Raw genomic sequence first — 22,083 nt, forward strand, 5'->3', positions numbered from 1 at the left:
CACCGCCCGTTGTCCATCAAGCGTCGCGTTCGAGCCGGAACACGCTGACCGCGTCCGACAGTTGCGCGGCCTGGTCGCGCAGCGCGACGGCCGCGCGTTCGGCATCCGCAATCAGCGTCGCGTTCTGCTGGGTCGCCTCGCCGATCTGCGTGACGGCCAGGTTCACCTGCTCGATGCCGGTCGATTGCTCGCGCGACGCGGCACTGATCTCGCCGATCAGCGTGCGGACCTGGTCGACCCGCGCGACGATGTCGCGCATCGTGCCGCGCGCGGCGTCCGCGATCCGGTAACCCTGTTCGACGGTCGTCGACGATTCGGTGCTCAGCGTATCGATCTCCTTGACCGCGGCCGCGCTGCGCTGCGCGAGCGCGCGCACCTCGGCCGCGACCACCGCGAAGCCCTTGCCGTGCTCGCCCGCGCGCGCGGCCTCGACGGCCGCGTTCAGCGCGAGGATGTTGGTCTGGAACGCGATGCCTTCGATCGCGCCGGTGATCTCGGCGATCCGGCGCGTCGCGCGGCCGATGTCGTCCATCGTCGCGACCACGCGCTGTACCGCGGCGTCGCCGTTCGTCGCGGCGGTCGATGCGTCCGCGACCAGCGCGTTGGCTTGCGCCGCATGCTCGGCGCTCTGCTGCACGGCGGCGGTGATCTGCTCCATGCTGGCGGCCGTCTGTTCGACGCTGCTCGCCTGCGTCGCGATCCGCGCGGCGATGTCGCCGCTGCCGGCCGCGATGCCGACCGTGCCGTGCGCGATGTCGGCCGAGCTGTTGCGCACCTGCGCGACGATTCGCGCGAGGCCGTCGCCGATCCCGTCGACCGCCTGCACGAGCCGGCCGATCTCGTCGTTGCCCGCGCTGCCGTGCGCGGCCGCGCCGTCGCGGATGCGCACGCTGAGGTCGCCCGCCGCATAGCGCTCGGAGGCCCGTGCGGCGGCTTCCAGCGGCCGGCTCACGACGCGGCGCACGACGATGACGAACAGCGTCGCGAACGCCGCGACGAGCACGGCGCCGATCATCAGGAAGCGGTTGCGGGTGGCGCGCATGGTGGCGAGCAACTCGTCGTCGAGCGCGATGCCGCCGACGAGCCATTGCCACTGCGGAATCGTCGTGAACGACACGAATTTCGCGGTGGGCCCGCCATCGTGCGCGGCCGGGTCGGTCGACGTGTACGCGAGCCGGCCCTCGCCGGCCGCGAGCATCTGTGCATAGGGGGCGCGCTTGTCGTCGGCGGGTTGGCCGGCTGCATCGGGGTGCACGACGAAGGTGCCGCGCGACGGGCCCTGCGACGCATCGAGCACGAAGTAGTAGCCGTTGTCGCCGATTTTCAGCGAGCGGATGCCGTCTTCGACGAGCTTGAGCTCGGTGCCGATGTCGAGACCGACGAACAGCGCGCCGATCACGCGGCCGGTTGCGTCGGTCACCGGCTTGTACTGAGTGATGTACGGCCGGCCGAACAGCTTCGCGAGGCCCGTGTAGCTGCGGCCGGCGACGAGCGGCGCATACGCGGGGCCGGCGCGGTCGAGCTTCGTGCCGACGGCGCGTGCGCCGTCCTGCTTCTTCAGCGATGTCGTGATGCGCACGAAATCGTCGCCGTCGCGCGCGAAGATCGTCGCGATCGCGCCGCTTTTCTTCAGGAACTGGTCGGGAATCGCGTAATCGAGGTCGAGCGGCTGGCCGCCCGCGAAGAGGGTCGGCGCGGGAACGCCGCCGATGTCGACCGTGCGCGCCGGGTCGAGCGAGAAATCGGCCGGCAGGAAGCTCGCGAACAACGACATCGAGCGGTTGGCCTCGGCGGTCAGCGCCTTGTCGAACAGGTCGACCATTGCGCGGATCGACTGTTCCTTGTCGACGATCCGCAGGTGCGCTTCTTCAGCAAGCTGCTGGCCGGCGAAATGGGCGAGCGTCCACGCGAACACGGTAAACAGCAGGGCGACGAGCGCGCACGCCAGCGCGGCCAGACGCGCGCCGACGCTCACCCGGCCCAATTGGGTCAATCTCATGAAGCATCCTGAGGGGGGAGTGAGAAGGGGCGGAACGCACGCGTCACCGCTAGTCGTCTGCTTAATACGGCAACTTTCGCGAAATCTTTAGCGCGGTGTCATCGATGGCGGCCCGGCCGGCGCGCAAAGGAGCGGCGAATGTCAGTGCGTCACGAGCCATGCGACGGCCAGATAGCGGCCGACCTTCGCGATCGTCACGATCGCGAGGAAGCCCGGCAGCGGCTCGCGCAGCACGCCGGCGATCATCGTCAGCGGATCGCCGATCACCGGCGCCCAGCTCAGCAGCAATGACCAGCGGCCATAGCGCGCATACCAGCGTTCGGCACGCGCGAGCGCGGCCGGCTTGACCGGAAACCAGCGGCGGTCGCGGAAGTGCTCGATGCCGCGGCCGAGGGCCCAGTTGATCACCGAGCCCGCGACGTTGCCGACGCTCGCGACGAGCAGCAGCGCCCACACGGGCTCGCGCCCGGCGAGCAGCAGGCCGGCAAGCACGGCTTCGGACTGGAGCGGCAACAGGGTCGCGGCGACCATCGACACGGCGAACAGGCCGCCGTAGGTGAGCAGTTCGGACATCGCGCGATTGTACCGGCCGAGGGTTGTGGAGCGATCGGCCGGCACCGGTCATGCGGCGTCGGCAGTGCCGAACAGCAGGTGCGAGATCATCGACTTGTCGACCGGTTCGTCGTTGAGCGTGCTGGCGAGCAGTTCGCCCGCGAGCTGCTGCGGCGAGAACACCATGTCCGGCTTCAGCAGGCGCAGCCGCTCGAGGTTGCGCTGCTGGTTCACGAGCGCGACGGTGCGCACCTTCGGCGCGATCTCGCGGATCGCGAGGATGATGAACGCGTTCTCGGCATCGTCGGAGCGCAGCGCGAGCACCGCGCGGGCCGTCGCCGCGCCGGCGCTTTCCAGCACCGCGTGGTCCGTGGCGTCGCCGACGATCAGGTCGGTCGTGCCCGCATAGTTGTGCTCGACCCCGGCGGGCACGATGACGGTCACCGCGTAGCCGCGCTTGCGCAGCCCGTCGTGCACCGCATGCGCGACGGGCGTCGCGCCGACGATCAGGAAATGATGCTTGCGGATCACGTTCGAAATGCCTCCCTTGACGATTCGTTTCAGATTGCCGCCGATCACGGGCCCGACGACCGCGCTGATCGACGTCGCGAACACCGTGATGCCGAGCACGATCACCGACGCGGTAAAAAGGCGCGCGGTGGGCGCGTGCGGCACGATGTCGCCGTAGCCGACCGTCGACATCGAGACGATCGAGAAGTAGACGGCGGTGGCGAGGTCGTGGACCGGCGGCGTGAATTCGTCGCCGAGATACAGCACGCCGAAGGTCGCGTAGATCAGCAGCGACACGATGCTGAGCAGCGCGAACAGGCTGCTCGCGGCGACGCTCGCACGGTCGAAGTGGCGCCAGTAGTAGATCAGCGCGACGACGAGCACGGCCGTATACACGATGACGGCGTTGCTGCGATAGCCGCCGAGGATGCTGATCGCGGCGGCCGCGACCAGCAGCAGGATCGACAGCACCCACGCGACGCGGGCGCGCAGCACGATGCCGATGGCCATCGTCGCGAGGCCGGCCGCGACGACGACCTGCGGCAGCACGACGAGGCCGGCGTTGTCGACGAGGTTCAGCGCATCGGTGAGCCACGCATGATGCGCGCCGAGCTGCGCATGCGCGACGACGGGGCGCAGCACCATCAGTGCATCGAGCGTGAGGAGGAGAGCGAGATACCAGTGCAGGCCAATCGGCGCGAACAGGCGCCGCAGGCGGGTAGTGACGTGCTTCATGCAATCGCCCGGGCGAGCCGGGCAGGTCCGACGAACAAGCCGCTACCCTAAAGCATTCGGCGATCGGCTGCCTTTTCGAGGGGCGCGGCGGGTGACACGGCACCCACGCGTGGCCGCTCAGTTCCAGCCGACCATGATCGCGCCCATTCCGACCAGCAGCCCGCCCGTCACGCGGTTCATCGCGCGCATCCGTGCCGGCCGCCGCAGCGCCCGGCTCAGCCGGTGCGAGAACAGCGCCATCGACGCGACCCCGCCGGCGAACAGCAGCGCGAAGGTCGTCGCGAGCAGCAGGAATTGCGCGTTCAGGCTCCAGTCGGCGTTCGGGACGATGAACTGCGGAAAGAACGACGGGAAGAACAGCAGCGTCTTCGGGTTCAGGCCGGAGGTGGCGACGCCGCGCCAGAACAGTGCGCGGCCGGTGTCGGCGTCGGGTACGGCGATGCCGGTTTGCGCCGATGCGGCGGGTGCGGCGGACGCGGTTGCCGGCGCACGGCTGAGCCATTGCTTGCAGCCGAGCCACACGAGGTACGCGGCGCCGGCCCAGCGCAGCACGGTCAGCGCGTGCTCGTCGAGATGGACGAGCGAATTCAGGCATAGCGCGGTAAGCGCGAGTTGCAGCAGCACGGCGAGCGTGCCGCCCCACACGCACGGCAGCGCACGGCGCCAGCCGGCGCGCAGCGCCTGGTTCATCGTGAGGAGGTTGACGGGGCCGGGGGCATAGATGAGGACGGCGGACGCAGCGAGGAACGACAGATAAAGCCTGAACGACATGACGGGAAGGACGGGAACGGGGAGTCGGGCGCCGGCCCGGCCGCCGGATAGGCGCGCGGGTGGCGGGCAATCGCATGCCTGCGTGTCCGGCGCCGCAACTCGTGATTGCGGCCAGGCGTCCCGCTGCGAAGGGGTTGTCGCGGGGAGCGTGCCGGACAACAGGCATGGAGAAAATGTATCAAGCCGGCCGGTTAAAAGGCTTCCTGTTTTCCAGCAAAACCGAGCCGAAACCGGAATCCTGTTCAGATAGAATGCGGATTTCAAGTAGAAGATTCTTCTCGCCATGGCTACCCGCGAACGCACGCCGAAAACCCTCGACAACCAGGACCGCAAGATCCTCGGTGCACTGCAAAAAAACGCGCGTCTGTCGAACGCCGAACTGGCCGAACAAATCGGCATGTCGACCACCGCGTGCTGGAACCGCACGCGGCAGCTCGAACTCGACGGCTACATCGACGGCTACGTCGCGCTGGTCAACCAGCGCATGCTCGGCTATGCGGACATCGTGATCCTCGAAGTCACGCTCGATCGCCACGAAGACGACGCGCTCGCGCGTTTCGGCGCCGAACTCGCGGCGTTGCCCGAAGTGCTCGAGGCCTACCTGGTGTCGGGCGAATACGACTACTGGATCAAGGTCGCGGTGGACGGGACGGCCGGCTACGAGCGCTTCCTGCGCGAGAAGCTGTACCGGATTTCGAGCATTCGCCACAGCCGCTCGATGTTCGCGCTGCGGTGCATGAAGGACGTGCCGTCGATTCAGGTGTGAAGACGGCGAAGACGTGGCCGCGCGTCATCGTGACGATGAGGTCGCGGTTGCGTTGAGGAAGGGCGGTAATCGGGCTGTCGCGGCCAATGCGCGCGGCCCGGAGTCGGATGCGGGCGGGAAATTCGAGCAGGGCTGGAAAACGGATGAATCTTCCGTGCCGAGACACTCGGTACTGGCACTGCCACTGGCACCCGCATCACAGCGCCCACATCGCGTGAGCGCATCACTCATATGGGGCCATTCGGCCCTTTTTACGATATCCGTCGGGACACCGATGCCGGACGCGGCGGCCTTTCGGCGCGCGTCCCGGCAAGCGGATCAGTCGGACATCATGCCGCCGGCCGGCGGCCAGTCGCTGCGTTAGCGCGGCAGGCGTGCGTGCGCTTGAGCGATGACTTCGCAGTTCTCGAGGTGCAGTGCCCATGCTTCTGCAAGCAGTTCGCCAATACGTGCGAGCCAGCCAGCGGATTGGGTGGAACGATCGGAGATGTTAGACGTTTGCATGACGAAGCCCCGTGTAGGTGGCGAGTTAGGGATAACCCTAATCATAGAGGAGCGTCGCCGCTTTGTGAAATGCGATTTCGTTATATGAGAATTACTGACAATTTGTGTTGCTGCTTTGCAACATGAGCCGCGTCCGTCATCGTCGTTACACAGTGGACAGACGTGACGAGGCCGCGGCGAGCAAGGCCTCGCAATGAGGAACAGGAAGGGACGTCAGGGCGACGATGACTCGCCGATCCACCCGAATCGCCACGACAGGCGGCGCGTCGCGGCGAGCAGCGTATGTGCAAGCGCGCTGTCCGGCCCACGCGGGAAGCCGCGCGACGAGCCGATGATCGCGACCACGAGCCGGATGCTGCCGGTGTGATCGAACACGGGTGCGGCGATCGTCCCGATCCCCGGCACCGGCGCGTCGAACGCGAAATCGAGTTCGTCCGTGCGGATTGCCGCGAGCCGCGCGCGGAACGCGTCGTCGACCTCCATCGCGCGGCCTGCGAGGCGCACCGGCTCGTCGGCCAAGAGGCCGGCCAGCACGTCGTCTGACATGCCGGCCGCGAAGATCCGCCCGATCGCGGTATTCACGAGCGACATCACCGTGCCGACCTGCAGGCTCACATGCTGCGGCCGCGCCGATTCCTCGAGGCGGATCACGGTCGGCCCGAGCGGCCCGAGGGTCGCCGCGGCGACGCTCATGTCAGTCGCGGCCGCCAGCGCGACGATCTCGGCTTCGGCATCGCGCGTCGGCGACACGCGTTGCATCGCGATCAGGCCGAGCGCCTGGCCGAGCGGGCCGCCGCCGAAGCAGCCGGCATCGTCGCGGCTCAGCAGGCCGATCTTCTGCAGGCTCACCAGATGCGGAAACGCCTTCGCGGCTGGCATGCCGGCCGCCGCCGCGAGATCGCGCAGCGGCAACGCACGGCCCGCCGAGACGAGCGCGAGCAGCAGGTCGCCCGTGCTGTCGAGCGCATTGATGCCGCGCTGGGCTTTCGTGTCGTCGGCGAGCGCGGGCGGCAGGCGCTGGACGGACGGAGCCGCGGCCGACGCGCTCGGCTGCGCGTCGCGCCCCGCATCGAGTGACGCGGTGGCCTGCCGCGCCGCATCGCGCAACGCGGTCGCGATCGGGCCGTCCCAGCCGACATCGATCGATCCGGTCGACCCGATCACCGTCAACGCGAGTTGCAGGCGGCCGTTCGCGTCCAGCACCGGCACGCACATCGCGCTGACGCCGGGGCTCGGCCGGTCCACGCCGCGCTCGATCCCGCGCGCGCGGATCGCATCGAGCTCGGCGTGCCACGCGCCGACATCGGACGTGGGCTGCTCGCCTTCCGCGCCCGCGAGCGTGTCGCCGGCGCCGGCCTGGCTGGCCGCCATCGCGTCCAGCAGTGCGGGGTCGCCGAACGCGCGGAACACGCGGCCGGTCGCCGTCGTATCGAGCGACATCACCGACCCGACGTGCAGGTTCACATGCAACGGATAGCCGCCGTGCTCGATGCGCACGATCGTCGGCCCGAGCACGCCCGGCACCGACAGCGCGACGCTCAGTCCGACCGCTTCCGCGAGCCGCGCCGCGTGCGGCAGCGCCGCGCGATAGGCCGGCTGGCGTTCGATTGACATCAGGCCGAGCCGCAGCGACAGCGGCCCCGGCTCGTAGTTGCCGGTGAGCGCGTCGCGTTTCACGAGCGCGAGCCGCGTCAGGCTGACGAGATAGGTATGCGCCTGCGCGGTCGACAACCCGGCCGCGGCTGCCAGCTCCGACAGCCCGAGCGGCTTGCGCCGGCGCGCGAGCGCGTCGAGCAGCCGGCCGCCGACCTCGACGCTCTGGATCCCGCGCTGCGCCTTGGGCGGCGCGTCGTCTGCGCTGACTTCGTGGTTCTGCACGCGATGATTCTTCCGTTGACGAAACCCCGCATGGTATCCGACGCCATTTGACGCGCCAGCCCGCAGGTTTACCCGTATTGGACAATAGCAAGCGACTTTGTCATTGACAAATAATCGATGCAGGTCGAAGATCCACTCACTCCCCTCAACACATGGCTCGCAGCCACGGAACGCAATATGGCCAAAGCATTCGCCTCCCAAGCCGATCTGGAAGTGAAGAAGATCACCTGGACGCAGTTGTCCGAGAACGCGTACGCCTATACCGCCGAAGGCGACCCGAACTCGGGCGTGATCATCGGCGACGACAGCGTGCTGATCGTCGATACGACCGCGACGCCCGCGATGGCGCAGGACCTGATCGCGAAGATCCGCAGCGTGACCGACAAGCCGATCAAGCACGTCGTGCTGTCGCATTACCACGCGGTGCGCGTGCTCGGCGCGTCCGCGTATTTCGCCGAAGGCGCGCAGCACGTGATCGCGAGCCGCGGCACCTATGAAATGATCGTCGAGCGCGGCGAGGCCGACATGAAGTCGGAGATCGAGCGCTTCCCGCGCCTGTTCGCGGGCGTCGAGACGGTGCCGGGCCTGACCTGGCCGACGCTCGTGTTCGAGCGCGAGATCACGCTGTTCCTCGGCAAGCTCGAAGTGAAGATCATGCACGTCGGCTCGGGCCATACGAAGGGCGACACGATCGTCTGGCTGCCGTCGCAGAAGGTGCTGTTCTCCGGCGACCTGGTCGAATACGACGCGGCCTGCTATTGCGGCGACGCGCAGCTCGAACAGTGGCCGGCCACGCTCGAGGCGCTGCGCGCGTTCGGCGCAGAAAAGCTCGTGCCGGGCCGCGGCCCCGCGCTGCTGAATCCGGCCGACGTGAACAAGGGCCTCGACTATACGAAGGACTTCGTGACGACGCTGCTCGCGCAGGGCCGCAAGGCCGTCGAGCGCAAGCTCGACCTGAAGGCGTCGATGGCGCTCACGCGCGAAGCGATGGATCCGAAGTTCGGCAACGTGTTCATCTACGAGCACTGTCTGCCGTTCGACGTGTCGCGCGCATTCGACGAAGCGAGCGGCATCACGCATCCGCGCATCTGGACCGCGCAGCGCGACAAGGAAATGTGGGACGCGCTGCAGGACTGAGCGGGTCACGACGGCGGGGCGTCCGGGCGGACGTCCCGCCGTTTTCCTGACGGCCCGTGAACGGCGGCGGCATTGCGCTGCGGTTTCCGGAGCCGACTTCCCATCTCACAAGAAAGCAGGGCGCATGCACGCCCTCGGAGACTGCTGCGCGCTCGAATCGCGTGGCCCGTTTGGAGAGAGACATGCCCCAATCGCTTCCCGCCAAAGCGACGATCGCGCACGCGAGTGCCGCGGCGTCGGCTTCCGCATACGAATCCGCGCCCGCATCCGATGCCGGCGATGCGCTGCTGTTCCGCAAGATCGCGTGGCGGATCGTGCCGTTCCTGTTCCTCTGCTACGTCGTGTCGTTTCTCGACCGCATCAACATCGGCTTCGCGCAGCTGCAGATGAAGCACGACCTCGGCTTCAGCGATGCGATGTACGGCCTCGGTGCCGCGGTGTTCTATGTCGGCTACGTGTTCTGCGAGGTGCCGAGCAACCTGCTGCTCGCGCGCTTCGGCGCGCGCCGCACGTTCACGCGGATCATGCTGCTGTGGGGCATCGCGTCGACCGGGATGATGTTCGTATCGCAGCCGTCGCATTTCTACGTGCTGCGCTTCCTGCTCGGCGTGTTCGAGGCCGGCTTCTTTCCCGGCATCGTGCTGTACCTGACCTACTGGTTCCCGGCGAACCGGCGCGCGGCGGCGATCTCGGTATTCTTCGCGGGCGTCGCGGTCGCGGGCGTGCTCGGCGGCCTGATGTCGGGCTGGATCATGCGCGACATGAGCGGCGTGCTCGGCCTGCACGGCTGGCAGTGGATGTTCGCGATCGAAGGCGCGCCGGCCATCGTGCTCGCGGGCTTCGCATTCACGTACCTGGTCGACCGTCCGCAGGACGCCGCGTGGCTCACGTCCGACGAAAAGGCGCGCGTCGCCGCGCTGTGCGGCGACAGCCGTGCGCACGGCGCCGGTCATGGCGCGCACGACACACGCAGCCTGCTCGCCGCGCTCGCGAACCCGCGCGTCTACCTGTTCGCGTTCATCTACTTCTCGCTGACCTGCGCATCGCTGACGCTCAATTTCTGGATGCCGCTGATGATCCGCGACTTCGGCGTGACCGACGTCGTGGCCGTGAGCCTCTACACGGTCGTGCCGAACGCGGTGGGCGCAGTCGGGCTGATCCTGATCGCGCGCCGCTCGGACCGCACCGGAGAGCGGCGCAAGCACTTCGCGTGCTGCACGATCGGCGGCGGGCTCGCCCTCGCGGCGCTGACGCTGCACCTGCACAGCTTCGCGGCGATGCTCGCGTGCCTGTCGATCGCGGCGACGCTGATCTTCGCCGCGCTGCCGATCTTCTGGGCCGTGCCGACCCGCTACCTGTCGGGCAACGCGGCCGCGGCCGGGATCGCGCTGATCAGCAGCATCGGGATCACGAGCGGCATCGTCAGCCCGTGGGTGATCGGCCTGATCCGCACGCGCACCGGCAGCATGGATCTCGCCGTGTACCTGCTGGCCGCGCTGCTCGCGTTGAGCGGCGCCGCGCTGATGCTCGGCGTGAAGGGCGAACCCGCGCAGCGCGACTGAGCGAGCGGGCTATGGCCGGTCGCTGCCTGCGGGCGACGACGACCGGCGGTAACAATGCGGCGAAGGCATGCAGCTGCAGGATGGCGCGTGCGGGCGACGACGGGCGGGACATGCGTGACTGTCAGCAACGGTAGCCGGATTGGAGTAGGGGCGGTCAATACAGCAATGACGCAGCTCGAATAGCGTGCGTCGGCACGGATGCTTTTCCTTCACGTAGTCCGAAATATATTGAGATGCGTCAATTTGCGATGCCCTTAGGATTGACCTTTTCGAGAGGTCAGACGATGAATCGACGCATTGCAGTTGTTGGCGATAGTCTTTCAAGTGGCGGGGCAGTTGAACCATACAGCGGACCGCGATTTCTGGTGCGTGGACATCAAGCGGCCCTGATCGGCGGTAGCGCATTCTGCGCCGCGTGCAAGAGCACCGGCACCATTGCAAAGGCCGGCGGTCCATATCGGCTCAAGTTTCAGGGGGAGGTTGCACTGGACAAAGATATTGTCCTGTGCGGTTGTTCGACACCACCACACATTGTTGCATTGCTTGCCGGTGAAGCGTGGTGCAGTGACGGGCTAAAGGGGCTCGGAGAGGTCGCTTCGAACCGCACGATAACGGGTGGCGTCGCGTCGATGAAGAAAGGTGCATTTGACGAGCGCGTGAAGGCGACCAAACAAGCGACCGAAGGATTGCCCTACTACATCGAAACCTCGGATGGTCGCGTGCATTACGGTCATCTTGATGAGAGCGGTCACCTGCCACGCATCCATACTGGCGACAATCCGGGTGACTACACGGTTTATTGGGGCGATGACGCTCTCGCGAGACAATACGGGGAGTAACAATGGCCCACACGCAACCTACGACGGTCCGCTCTAACAATACCAAAGACTCGGAGAAAGAGGTGTCATTAGAGGGCATCACCTTCAAAGAGCTTTGGGACAACTTCCCGTGGGGCAAGCCGTATGACAATCCCGCCTACACAAATCAATGCGCTATCCGTCTGAGCGTTACACTTCATCGCGTCGGCGTCGGTATGAAGTCGTTTAATGCAAAGAACGTCAAACCCATGTCAGGGGCAACGACGATTGGCCGTATCTTGCTCGACGGCAAGCCGACGGCAACGCGCGCTGACGAGATGGCGAAATGGTTGCAGTTACAACCGTTTGCCGGTCTTCCGAAAGCCGAGGACATCACCGGGCCGGAGTGGGAGTTAAAGGTAAAGGGGCGCACCGGTATCATTCAGTTCTCCAGGTACTGGACGCGCGGTGGCGAATCCGCCGCGAATGCGAGTGGCGGCCACATAGATTTATGGAACGGCTCGCGTATGACTGTCAGCAGTGTGCCTGGTGTTGTATCAACGTTTGGCAGAGCTTTCGGTATGCATGCGCTTCTTCCCGACACTGACTTCGGGTGGTCAGATCTGCGCAACTCCAAACAGATACTCTTTTGGGAAATCAGATAATGCGCCGTTTCCTAGGGGGTGCGGGATTTGGGCTTGCCGGCGTCGCCAGTGTCGTCATATGGACATTGATTGACAGCCGTTTATGCTCAATCTTTTCGGGACTCTGCGCCCCGCACGCAGGGACGTGTGGTGGCGGCGTGGATGCCTGCGCCGTGACCATGCAAAGCACGGTCAAACTGTTCTCGTACGTCTTCGGCCCGCTGATTCTATTTGCGCTGCTCGGCTTCCATCTGTTTGCGCGACGCCGCTCGCCGCTCGTCACTGCCGGATTTCTCGTCGGAGCGGTCGCAGCCCATTGGCTCTTGGCCTTTCTATGCGTGCGTATATTGCACATTTGACGGGAAATGATTTGCGATACCGTCATCAGGTTTACTGTTCGATGTGCTCGTGACGTGAGGCATTCTCTAGCCGCATGCCGGCTTCGGCACGCGTAACGAATGTGCCGGCTCGCTGTCGGCGGAGTCGCGCGCGGAGGCCGGCGCGTCGCCGGTCTCGGTTGTGCACATACGGAACCGCATGGTCGAATTCCGCAACGGACGATTGCCCTCCGATCGGCCGAATGCCGGTCGGGCGAGGCTGCCTGGGGACTGCAATCGCGGAGCTCGCTGTTGTGCGAAATGCGTGTCAAGCGCGTCGGAATCGGCGGCCGACATGGCTCATCGGTGCCGGCCGTGAACGAATCCGGAGCGCCTCCCCGCAGACGAATGAAGCGATCGACGCATTCCGGAAACGTGCCGCCGAACACGGATGGCTGCCGGCAGATCGGCCGCGCATCGCCGCGTTCCGCAGCACGTCCCGGCGATCGGCACGCTCGCACCGTTTCGCCCCGCTCAGCCGCGTCCGGCTCGCCGGCGGCCCGGCGAGATCAGCGCACCGCCGCGTAGCGCGGTGCCGGCGAATCCGTCGACAGGTGCGGCGCCATCGTGCGGCGCGCGGCCTCGTACGCATCCCATTCGTCAGCCGCATGCAGCGACGGAATCGTCACGAGTTCGCCGCGCTCGAAGCCCACCAGCGCCGCGTCGACGAGGTCGGACGCCGACATCACGATCTCCTTCGGCAGGTGTTCGAGCGGCAGGCCGCCGGTCTGCCAGAAGTCGGTGGCCGTCGCACCGGGCAGCACGGCCTGCACCTGCACGCCGTGGTCCGCGAGTTCGTGATGCAGCGACTGGCTGAACGCGAGCACGAACGCCTTGCTGCCGCCATAGACACCATTGAGCGTTTCCGGCGACAGCGCGACGATCGACGAAATGTTGATCACGGCGCCGCGGCCGCGTGCGACGAAGCCGGGCACGGCCGCATAGGTCAGGCGGGTGAGCGCGGTCACGTTCAGGTCGATCAGCCGCGTCATCGCGTCGACGTCGCTGTCGAGCAACGGCGCGTGGGTGCCGACGCCCGCGTTGTTCACGAGCAGCGTGATGCTCGCGTCCTGCTTCAGCTTCGCCTCGACGGCGGCGAGCTCGGCGCGGTCGTTGAGATCCGCGCCGACGATTTCCACGCTGCGCTGCGTGTCGTTCGTGATGCGCTCGGCGAGGGCGGTCAGCCGGTCGCGGTTGCGCGCGACCAGGATCAGGTCGTAGCCGCGGCGCGCGAGCCGGTCGGCGTAGATTGCGCCAATGCCCGACGATGCGCCGGTAATGACGGCGGTACCGCGATGTGCTTCAGTCATGATGTCGCTCCGTTGCGAAGAAAGGGTGAGTGCGTGAAAGCATTCTGGCTTCGAATCACGGCGACGCAAATGACGTAGATGGGTATGATTTCGGACATCGGGGCGGTCATGACGGCCATTACCCCCGGCACCGGAGACACACATGCACCGAATCGGCTTTCTGATCAGCGACGGCTTCCAGATCATGGCGCTCGCCGCGCAGTCGGTGTTCGAGTACGCGAACATGGGCGCCGGCGAACCGTTCTACATGCTGGACAACTATTCCGTCGACGGCGGCGACGTGCGCTCGTCGCTTGGGTTGCCGGTCGCGACGCGCGCGCTGAACGGGCGGATCGACGTCGATACGTGGATCGTCGCGGGCGTCAACGATCCGGTCGCATCGCCGGCGCCGGCCGGCGTCGTCGCGTTCCTCCGCCACCCGAACGCGCGCGCGCGGCGAATCGCCGGCATCTGTACGGGCGCGTTCGTGCTCGCCGAAGCCGGGCTGCTCGCGCAGCGTCGCGCGACGACGCATTGGGCGTACGGCCGCGACATGCAGAAGCACTTTCCGGAGGTTCGCGTCGAGGAAGACCGGATCTACATCGTCGACGGGCCGATCTGGACGTCGGCCGGGATGACGGCCGGCCTCGACCTGGCGCTCGCGATGGTGGAAAAGGATCTCGGCGCGGACGCCGCGCGCTCGGTCGCGCACAAGCTCGTGATGCATCAGCGCCGCGCGGGCGGGCAGTCACAGCATTCGGAAATGCTCGATCTCGCGCCGAAATCCGACCGGATCCAGAACGCGCTCAACTATGCGCGCCAGCACCTCGGCCGCGCGCTGACCGTCGAGGAACTGGCCGACGCCGCCCACCTGAGTCCGCGCCAGTTCAGCCGCGTGTTCACGCTCGAAACCGGGCAGTCGCCGGCGAAGGCGATCGAGCGGCTGCGGCTCGAGGCCGCGCGGCTGATGATCGAGCAGAGCCGGCATTCGCTCGACGTGATCGCGAAGGAGAACGGTTTCCGCGACCGGCGGCACCTGCGCGATGCGTTCGTGCGCGGCTTCGGCGTGCCGCCGCAGGCGGTGCGGCGCGACGCGCGGGCGGACGAGCGCGAAACGGCCTGAACGGCGCCGCTCAGCGCGTGACGAACGCCGTGGCGTCGTGCGGCGCCGCGCGTGCATGCTTGCGCTGGCGCAGCAGCGCGACGCGGCAATTCTCGCGCGCGGTCTCGCGGCCGTCGTCGTCGAGCAGCACCAGGTCGCCACGCATCACGTTGAGCGTGATCACGTCGTCGCCCGGTGCGCCGAGCGTTTCCGGCGTATGCACGGAACCGGCCGGTTCGAGCACCGTCGAGCCGGCCTGCGCGATCCAGTCGTACTCGCGGTAGCGCCACGCCCCCTGCAACGTATGGACGAACACCTCGCCGTCGTGACGATGGCGCGGCAGCGTGCCGCCGGCCGGCATCTTCAGCAGCGCGGTCAGCGTGTCTTCCGCCGCATTGATATGCAGATACTTGATCGCGAGCCCCGGCAGGTCGGCACTCATCGGCAGCCACGGCAGCGCGTCGCCGGGCAGGCACGAAATCGGCGGCAGGTCGGTGGGAAGCGGGGCGGACGGCTGCGTCATGGCGGGAGGCGGAGCGGAAACGGGAAGTGCGCATTATCGCAGAGCCGGATCGGGCCGCAGGCCTGACACGGATCGCCGTTGCGTCGGGCAAGCGGACACGCGTTCTTCCTGAATCGACATATACAGTTTAACTGTACAGTTTTTCTGTAGATATGCTATCGTGGATTCATGAACACCCCATCTTCGTCCCCCGAAGCGCCGCCCCTGGCCGGTCTCGCCGGCGAACTCCGCATCTCGGTCAGCAAGCTGATGCGGCGGCTGCGCGAGCAAACCCACCCGAACGACCTTACGTCCTCGCAGAAGTCGGTGCTGCTGCGGCTCGATCGCGACGGCCCCGCGACCGTCTCCGCGCTCGCGCGGGCGGAAAGCGTGCGGCCGCAGTCGATGCGCGTGACGGTGGCGACGCTGGAAGCGATGGGCGCCGTCAGCGGCGCGCCCGATCCGACCGACGGCCGGCAGACGCTGATCGCGCTCACGCCGGATTTCCGCAAGCGGCTGCAGGCCAACCGCGCGGCCAAGGACGACTGGCTGTTTCGCGCGCTGCACGCGCAACTGTCGGCGCACGAGCAGGCCGAACTCGCGTCGGCCGTGCAGCTGCTGCAGCGGCTCGCCGAATTCCAGGACGCGGCGCGCCCGTGAACCCGATCGACCCGCCCGGCGGGAGGAACGCCCGAACATGAACATCCTGCATCTCGTGTCGTACTTTTTCGGCGGCGCCTTTCTGACGAATGCCGTTCCGCATCTCGTCAGCGGGCTGCGCGGCGAGCCGTTCCAGACGCCGTTCGCGAATCCGCCCGGTCGCGGGCTGTCGTCGTCGACGGTGAACGTCGTGTGGGGCGTCGTCAATCTCGCGACCGGCTATGCGCTGCTGCGCGGGGTCGGTGAATTCGACCTGGCGCGTGCGGCCGACGTGGCCGCGCTCGGCCTCGGCGTGCTGGCGATCGGCCTGTTTCTCGCGCGGCACTTCGGCGCGCTGCACGGCGGTAACGCACCGGAGCGGCCATGAGCGTGCCGGCCGCGGGCGTGTTCCGCTCGCTGCGCAGCTTCAACTACCGCGTGTGGGCGGCCGGCGCGCTGGTGTCCAACGTCGGCACATGGATCCAGCGCACCGCGCAGGACTGGCTGGTGCTCACGCAGCTCACGCATCATGACGCGTCGGCGGTCGGCATCGTGATGTCGTTGCAGTTCGGCCCGCAGCTTCTGTTGCTGCCGTGGACAGGCTATGCGGCCGACCGTTTCAACCAGCGCCGGCTGCTGATGGCGACCCAGGCGCTGATGGGCGGCCTCGCGCTCGCGCTGGGGCTGCTGACGGTCGCGGGCGTCGTGCAGCTGTGGCACGTCTATCTGTTCGCGTTCCTGTTCGGCTGCGCGTCCGCATTCGATGCGCCGGTGCGGCAAACCTTCGTCGCGGAGCTGGTCGGCGACCGCGAGCTCGCGAACGCGGTCGCGCTCAATTCGACGTCGTTCAACGCGGCGCGAATGATCGGGCCGGCGGTGGCTGGCTTCATCATCGCGTCGGTCGGCACGGGCTGGGCGTTCCTGCTGAACGGCGTCAGCTTCGTCGCGGTGCTCGCGTCGCTGTCGCTGCTGCGCGCCGACGAGCTGCGCGAGAACACGCGCGCCGGCCATACGCGGGGCAGCCTGCTCGACGGTTTTCGTTACGTGTGGCGGCGCCCGGACCTGAAGGCGACGCTTGCGATGCTGTTCCTGATCGGCACGTTCGGGCTGAATTTCCCGCTGTTCATCTCGACGATGGCGGCCGGCGTGTTTCACGTCGATGCGCGCGGCTTCGGCATCCTGTCGTCGATGATGGCGGTCGGCACGATCTCGGGTGCGCTGCTCGCGGCGCGCCGCGAACGGCCGCTGTTCCGGCACTTGTGGATCGGCGCGGCCGTGTTCGGGATCGGCTGCACGCTCGGCGCGATCGCGCCGAGCTACTGGCTGTTCGCGGCGGCGCTCGTGCTGACCGGGATCGCCGCGATGACGTTCACCACGTCGACCAATGCATTGATGCAGCTGTCGACCGAGCCGGCGATGCGCGGGCGCGTGATGGCGCTGCGCCTCGCGGTCGCGTTCGGCGGCACGCCGATCGGCGCGCCGGTGGCAGGCTGGGTCGCGAACCATCTCGGCCCGCGCTGGGCGCTTGGCGTCGGCGCGGCGTCCGGGTTCGCGGCCGCGCTGGTCGCCGTGGTTTTCCTGATCCAGATGACGCGACAGTCGCTGCCTGACGGCGGCGCCGGCGAAGCCTGAGCCCGGCTACGCGTCACCGCCATCACCGCCGTCACCGCCTAGCCGCGCCGCCGCATGCGCGGCTTCGAGGCACGACTGGAACAAGAGCGCCGCGCGTGACGGCCGCGGTGAGCGTCGCAGCAGGCTCACGAACCGGCACCGGTAGTTGAAGCGGTGCGGCGCGATCGCCTGCATCAATCCCTTGTTCTCGAAGCTCTCCGCGTAATGGTCGGGCAGGAAGCCGAGGTAGCGGCCCGACAGGATCAATGTCGCGATCGATTCCTGATCCGATGCCGTCGCGCTGCGCGTGAGCTTCGCGCGATGGCTCAGTTCCATGTTCGGAGAATGGAAGCCGAGCCCCGCGAACGCGTGGTTGCGGATCGTCGTCCACGTGAGCTTGCCGTGCGGCGCGTCGAAAAGCGGGTGCTGGCGGCCGCAGTACAGCAGCATCCGTTCGTCGAACAGCTCCGAATACACGAGGCTCCCCGAATTGCGGTGCGCCGGGATGATCCCGACCTGATAGCTGCCGTCGATGATCCCGCGCTCGACCTCGTTGATCGACGCGACATGCAGGTTCAGCGCGACGTCGGGCGCCTCGTCCGCGAACTGGCGGATCGCGTCGCCGAGCCGCGCCTTCGCGTTGGTGGCCGTCTTGTCGAATACGGCGATGTGCAGTTCGCCGCCCATCTTGTCGTGAATGCCGTCGATCCTGCTGCGAAATGCCTCCATCGACGCGAGCAGCCGCAGGGTTTCCTCGTACACCGTCTGTCCCTCGGTCGTCAGTGTGAAGCCCGCGCGGCCGCGCCGGCACAGCACGAGGCCGAGGCGCGTTTCGAGATCCTTCACGTGCCGGCTGATCGTCGAGATGCCGATATTCAGTTCCAGTTCGGCCGCCGCCATCCCGCCGCACTGCACGACGCCCTTGAAAACCCGCAGCAGCCGCAGATCCATGTCGCTGAGCTGCCCGAGCAGCGCGCGGCTCTTCGGTTTCTTTGCTTGCATAGATGCGCAAGTGAACATTGATATTGCGATATTCAAAAGACTAATTGGCCTCCCGACAATGCGCAACATCAACACACGCACGAGGGGCGCGTCGCGCCGACCGACATGACCAATACGATCACCACCCGCCAGCAGGACGAGACCGACCTCCGCACCGACGCCGCGTGGCTCGACGCCCACTGGATGCCGTTCACGGCGAACCGCCAGTTCAAGTCGGACCCGCGCATGATCGTGTCGGCCAAGGACGCGTATTACACGGATGGCGAGGGCCGCAAGATCTTCGACGGCCTGTCGGGTCTGTGGTGCACGGGCCTGGGCCACGGCCGCGCGGAAATCACGGAAGCCGTGAGCCGCCAGGTCGCGCAGCTCGACTACGCGCCGGCGTTCCAGTTCGGCCATCCGAAGTCGTTCGAGCTCGCGAACAAGATCAAGGACCTGACGCCGGCCGGCCTCGACTACGTGTTCTTCACCGGCTCGGGCTCGGAAGCGGCCGACACGTCGCTGAAGATGGCCCGCGCGTACTGGCGCGCGAAGGGCAAGGGCACGAAGACGCGCCTGATCGGCCGCGAGAAGGGCTATCACGGTGTGAACTACGGCGGCATCTCGGTCGGCGGGATCGGGCCGAACCGCAAGCTGTTCGGCCAGGGGATCGACGCCGATTTCCTGCCGCACACGCAACTCGCCGAAAACAAGTTCTCGCGCGGGATGCCGGAGAACGGCGCCGACCTCGCCGACCGCCTGCTCGACCTGATCGCGCTGCACGACGCATCGAACATCGCGGCCGTGATCGTCGAGCCGTTCTCGGGTTCGGCGGGTGTCGTGGTGCCGCCGAAGGGCTATCTGAAGCGCCTGCGCGACCTCTGTACCGCGCACGACATCCTGCTGATCTTCGACGAAGTCATCACGGGCTTCGGCCGTGCCGGCGCGATGACGGGCGCCGACGCGTTCGGCGTGACGCCGGACATCATGAACTTCGCGAAACAGGTGACGAACGGCGTGCAGCCGCTCGGCGGGGTGATCGCGACGAAGGAAATCTACGACACGTTCATGGCCGTGGGCGGCCCCGAGTACATGCTCGAGTTCCCGCACGGCTACACGTACTCGGCGCACCCGGTTGCCTGCGCGGCCGGCGTCGCGGCGCTCGACCTGCTGGTGAAGGAAGACGCGGTGGCCCGCGTGCGCGATCTCGCGCCGCATTTCGAGGCGGCCGTGCACGGGCTGAAGGGCCAGCGCCATATCACGGACATCCGCAACTACGGGCTGGCGGCCGGCCTGACGATCGCGGCGCTGCCGGGCGAGCCGGCACGGCGCCCGTACGAGATCGCGATGCGCTGCTGGGCGAAGGGCTTCTACGTGCGCTACGGCGGCGACACGATCCAGCTCGCGCCGCCGTTCATCTCGGAGAAGCGCGAGATCGACAACCTGGTCAACGCGCTGTCCGACGCACTGAACGAAGTGGACTGAGCCGCGGCTCGCCCATTGCGACAACCGAATTCACGAAAGAGTCAGACAATGAAACACGACAGCAATGTGACCTCCACCGTCGGCCACCTGATCGACGGCAAGCGCGTCGACGGCGGCAGCCGCGTGCAGCCGGTGTTCGACCCGGCGACCGGCGAATCGCACAAGAGCGTCGCGCTCGCCGACAAGCTGACCGTCGAAGCCGCGATCGCGTCCGCGCAGGCCGCGTTCCCGGCGTGGCGCAACACGCCGCCGCTGAAGCGCGCCCGCGTGATGAGCCGCTTCAAGACGCTGCTCGAGGAGCACGCGGACGAACTGTGCGCGCTGATCACCGCCGAGCACGGCAAGGTGCTCGCCGATGCGATGGGCGAACTGCAGCGCGGGATCGAGAACGTCGAATACGCGACCTACGTGCCCGAGCTGCTGAAGGGCGAGCACAGCAAGAACGTCGGCCCCGCGATCGATTCGTGGAGCGAGTTCCAGGCGCTCGGCGTCGCCGCCGGCATCACGCCGTTCAACTTCCCGGTGATGGTGCCGCTGTGGATGTGGCCGATGGCCGTCGCGTGCGGCAACACGTTCGTGCTGAAGCCGTCCGAGCGCACGCCGTCGTCGACGCTGCGCATGGCCGAGCTCGCGCTGGAGGCCGGCCTGCCGCCGGGCGTGCTGAACGTCGTGAACGGCGACAAGGAGGCGGTCGACACGATCCTGACCGACGCGCGCGTGAAGGCGGTGAGCTTCGTCGGCTCGACGCCGATCGCCGAATACATCTATTCGACCGGCTGCGCGCACGGCAAGCGCGTGCAGGCGCTCGGCGGCGCGAAGAACTTCGCGGTGGTGATGCCCGATGCCGACATCGGCAATGCGGTGAACGCACTGATGGGCGCCGCGTACGGTTCGTGCGGCGAGCGCTGCATGGCGATCCCGCTCGTCGTCGCGATCGGCGATGAAACGGGCGACAAGGTGGTCGAAGGGCTGAAGGCCGAGATCGAGAAGATGAAGGTCGGCCCGGGCAACGGTGCCGGCGTCGACATGGGGCCGCTCGTCACGAAGCAGCATTTCGAGAAGGTGACGGGCTTCGTCGAAGCGGGCGTGGAAGCGGGCGCGACGCTCGTCGTCGACGGCCGCGGCGTGAAGGTCGACGGCCACGACGGCGGCTACTACCTCGGCCCGTGCCTGTTCGATAACGTGAAGCCCGGCATGCCGATCTACCAGCACGAGATCTTCGGGCCGGTGCTCGGCGTGATCCGCCTGAAGTCGCTCGACGAGGCGATGGCGCTGATCGACGCGCACGAATACGGCAACGGCACGTGCCTGTTCACGCGCGACGGCGAAGCGGCGCGCTACTTCGGCGACAACATCCAGATCGGCATGGTCGGCATCAACGTGCCGCTGCCGGTGCCGGTCGCGTACCACTCGTTCGGCGGCTGGAAGCGCTCGCTGTTCGGCGACCTGCACGCGTACGGCCCGGATGCGGTGCGGTTCTACACGAAGCGCAAGACGATCACGCAGCGCTGGCCGTCGGCCGGCGTGCGCGAAGGGACGGTGTTCAGCTTCCCGTCGAACCGCTGACGCGCGTTCCGGCTGCGCGCGGCGCCTGCCGCTCGGCGGGTGACGCCATGCAGCCGGCGCAAGCACGCCCAAAGCCTGCCCCGATCGGCGATCGGGGCAGGCTTTTTTACGCGTGCCGCGGCCGTGCCGACACGCAACGCGTGGAACGAACGCTTACGGGGCGACCACGTGCCACACGTTCTTGAAATTGTCGCCGTTGCGATCGCCCTGTTTCATGTCCTTCGAGAAGAAGTACAGCGGCTTGCCCTTGTACGCCCATTGCGGGCTGCCGTCGTCACGCTTGACGATCGTGTAGGGGCCGACCGGTACGTCGGTCGCGCTGGCCTTGTACGGCGGCCAGAGTGTCTCGCATGGGCCCGAGCAGGCACTGGTGCCGCCGTTGGGCTTGTCCTTGTCGAATGCGTAGACGGTCATTCCGTTCGCGGCGACGAGCGTGCCGTTTTCGACTTTGGTGATCGAGCCTTGAGCCGAGGCTGAAACGGACGCCATGGCGAGCACGACGGAACTGACGAGCAGCACGGCTTTCATGGGTACCTCCTTGTAGTCCGGTGGGCGGCGCGAGCGCGTGCACGGCCGGGCGTGCGCACGATCGCGGGGAATGGTGCCGGAACACGGCGCCGTGTCAGCCGGTGCGAGCGACGCGTAGTCGAATGGCGGCTGAACGGACGCTCTTCAT

21 protein-coding genes are annotated in these 22,083 nt (G+C 67.2%); 12 read left to right on the forward strand and 9 right to left on the reverse strand.

The genetic code is table 11. The annotated features are described in order from the left end of the window. Nucleotides 1-16 precede the first annotated feature (16 nt). The 4 genes from LMA02_RS22225 to LMA02_RS22240 all read right to left on the reverse strand — a co-directional run bounded on the left by LMA02_RS22225 (nt 17) and on the right by LMA02_RS22240 (nt 4,567). Entirely contained in the window at nt 17-1,999 is a 1,983-nt protein-coding gene (locus LMA02_RS22225) for a methyl-accepting chemotaxis protein (protein WP_228909834.1), read from the reverse strand. A 141-nt stretch (nt 2,000-2,140) separates the two neighbouring features. Beyond that, nucleotides 2,141-2,572, reverse strand: a complete 432-nt coding sequence (locus tag LMA02_RS22230; RefSeq protein WP_228909835.1) for a YqaA family protein — start codon at nt 2,570-2,572, stop codon at nt 2,141-2,143. A gap of 48 nt (nt 2,573-2,620) precedes the next feature. Further along, a complete protein-coding gene (gene kch / locus LMA02_RS22235) occupies nt 2,621-3,796 on the reverse strand; it encodes a voltage-gated potassium channel protein (protein ID WP_228909836.1) in 1,176 nt (391 codons plus the stop codon). Nucleotides 3,797-3,913: 117 nt separating this feature from the next. Next, a complete protein-coding gene (locus LMA02_RS22240) occupies nt 3,914-4,567 on the reverse strand; it encodes a LysE family translocator (RefSeq protein ID WP_228909837.1) in 654 nt (217 codons plus the stop codon). Nucleotides 4,568-4,850: 283 nt separating this feature from the next. On the opposite strand from LMA02_RS22240, the gene LMA02_RS22245 reads away from it, so the two are divergent. Further along, the gene (locus LMA02_RS22245) at nt 4,851-5,333 is read left to right on the forward strand and encodes an Lrp/AsnC family transcriptional regulator (RefSeq protein ID WP_006755380.1); all 483 of its coding nucleotides are present in this window, start codon (nt 4,851-4,853) and stop codon (nt 5,331-5,333) included. Nucleotides 5,334-6,050: 717 nt separating this feature from the next. Here the strand turns inward: LMA02_RS22245 and LMA02_RS22250 are convergent. Next, complete coding sequence (locus LMA02_RS22250) at nt 6,051-7,715, reverse strand: IclR family transcriptional regulator (protein WP_228909838.1); 1,665 nt, start codon at nt 7,713-7,715, stop codon at nt 6,051-6,053. 177 nt (nt 7,716-7,892) lie between these two features. Between LMA02_RS22250 and LMA02_RS22255 the strand changes: the two genes are divergently transcribed. The 5 genes from LMA02_RS22255 to LMA02_RS22275 all read left to right on the forward strand — a co-directional run bounded on the left by LMA02_RS22255 (nt 7,893) and on the right by LMA02_RS22275 (nt 12,214). Next, nucleotides 7,893-8,852, forward strand: coding sequence for an MBL fold metallo-hydrolase (locus tag LMA02_RS22255; protein WP_166723750.1), 960 nt, complete (start codon nt 7,893-7,895; stop codon nt 8,850-8,852). 182 nt (nt 8,853-9,034) lie between these two features. Continuing rightward, complete coding sequence (locus LMA02_RS22260; protein ID WP_228909839.1) at nt 9,035-10,414, forward strand: MFS transporter; 1,380 nt, start codon at nt 9,035-9,037, stop codon at nt 10,412-10,414. Nucleotides 10,415-10,698: 284 nt separating this feature from the next. Continuing rightward, entirely contained in the window at nt 10,699-11,253 is a 555-nt protein-coding gene (locus LMA02_RS22265) for a PAAR domain-containing protein (protein ID WP_228909840.1), read from the forward strand. A 2-nt stretch (nt 11,254-11,255) separates the two neighbouring features. Continuing rightward, the gene (locus LMA02_RS22270) at nt 11,256-11,876 is read left to right on the forward strand and encodes a type VI secretion system amidase effector protein Tae4 (RefSeq protein WP_228909841.1); all 621 of its coding nucleotides are present in this window, start codon (nt 11,256-11,258) and stop codon (nt 11,874-11,876) included. 152 nt (nt 11,877-12,028) lie between these two features. After that, a complete protein-coding gene (locus LMA02_RS22275) occupies nt 12,029-12,214 on the forward strand; it encodes a hypothetical protein (protein ID WP_228909842.1) in 186 nt (61 codons plus the stop codon). A 527-nt stretch (nt 12,215-12,741) separates the two neighbouring features. On the opposite strand, the gene LMA02_RS22280 is transcribed toward LMA02_RS22275, so the two are convergent. Then, nucleotides 12,742-13,542: an SDR family NAD(P)-dependent oxidoreductase gene (locus tag LMA02_RS22280; protein WP_105832811.1), complete on the reverse strand. Its 801-nt coding sequence runs from the start codon at nt 13,540-13,542 to the stop codon at nt 12,742-12,744. A gap of 142 nt (nt 13,543-13,684) precedes the next feature. Between LMA02_RS22280 and LMA02_RS22285 the strand changes: the two genes are divergently transcribed. Beyond that, nucleotides 13,685-14,644, forward strand: coding sequence for a GlxA family transcriptional regulator (locus LMA02_RS22285; RefSeq protein WP_228909843.1), 960 nt, complete (start codon nt 13,685-13,687; stop codon nt 14,642-14,644). Between the two features lie 10 nt (nt 14,645-14,654). Here the strand turns inward: LMA02_RS22285 and LMA02_RS22290 are convergent, their stop codons facing one another. After that, complete coding sequence (locus LMA02_RS22290; protein ID WP_011658738.1) at nt 14,655-15,146, reverse strand: 2,4'-dihydroxyacetophenone dioxygenase family protein; 492 nt, start codon at nt 15,144-15,146, stop codon at nt 14,655-14,657. A gap of 168 nt (nt 15,147-15,314) precedes the next feature. Here LMA02_RS22290 and LMA02_RS22295 point away from each other — a divergent pair, with 168 nt between their 5' ends. From LMA02_RS22295 to LMA02_RS22305, 3 genes are read left to right on the forward strand one after another with little or no spacing between them, the layout of a single operon-like run. Then, nucleotides 15,315-15,785, forward strand: coding sequence for a MarR family winged helix-turn-helix transcriptional regulator (locus LMA02_RS22295; RefSeq protein WP_228909844.1), 471 nt, complete (start codon nt 15,315-15,317; stop codon nt 15,783-15,785). A 37-nt stretch (nt 15,786-15,822) separates the two neighbouring features. Further along, nucleotides 15,823-16,152 (forward strand): hypothetical protein, encoded by a 330-nt coding sequence (locus LMA02_RS22300; protein WP_228909845.1) that lies wholly within the window; start codon nt 15,823-15,825, stop codon nt 16,150-16,152. Further along, nucleotides 16,149-17,396, forward strand: coding sequence for an MFS transporter (locus LMA02_RS22305; RefSeq protein WP_228909846.1), 1,248 nt, complete (start codon nt 16,149-16,151; stop codon nt 17,394-17,396). The genes LMA02_RS22300 and LMA02_RS22305 overlap by 4 nt, the downstream gene beginning before the upstream one ends. 6 nt (nt 17,397-17,402) lie before the next feature. Here LMA02_RS22305 and LMA02_RS22310 read toward each other — a convergent pair whose 3' ends face one another. Then, the gene (locus tag LMA02_RS22310) at nt 17,403-18,377 is read right to left on the reverse strand and encodes a LysR family transcriptional regulator (RefSeq protein ID WP_228909847.1); all 975 of its coding nucleotides are present in this window, start codon (nt 18,375-18,377) and stop codon (nt 17,403-17,405) included. Nucleotides 18,378-18,482: 105 nt separating this feature from the next. Here LMA02_RS22310 and LMA02_RS22315 point away from each other — a divergent pair, with 105 nt between their 5' ends. Together LMA02_RS22315 and LMA02_RS22320 are read left to right on the forward strand one after the other, a co-directional pair. After that, nucleotides 18,483-19,841, forward strand: coding sequence for an aspartate aminotransferase family protein (locus LMA02_RS22315; protein WP_228909848.1), 1,359 nt, complete (start codon nt 18,483-18,485; stop codon nt 19,839-19,841). A 48-nt stretch (nt 19,842-19,889) separates the two neighbouring features. Next, nucleotides 19,890-21,407 carry a CoA-acylating methylmalonate-semialdehyde dehydrogenase gene (locus tag LMA02_RS22320; protein ID WP_228909849.1) on the forward strand — a complete coding sequence of 506 codons (1,518 nt, stop codon included), beginning with the start codon at nt 19,890-19,892 and terminating at the stop codon, nt 21,405-21,407. Nucleotides 21,408-21,560: 153 nt separating this feature from the next. On the opposite strand, the gene LMA02_RS22325 is transcribed toward LMA02_RS22320, so the two are convergent. Next, nucleotides 21,561-21,935, reverse strand: coding sequence for a hypothetical protein (locus LMA02_RS22325; RefSeq protein WP_166723743.1), 375 nt, complete (start codon nt 21,933-21,935; stop codon nt 21,561-21,563). Nucleotides 21,936-22,083: the final 148 nt, after the last annotated feature.

The organism is Burkholderia sp. B21-005 (genome assembly GCF_020843965.1).
Classification (GTDB): Bacteria; Pseudomonadota; Gammaproteobacteria; order Burkholderiales; family Burkholderiaceae; genus Burkholderia; species Burkholderia ambifaria.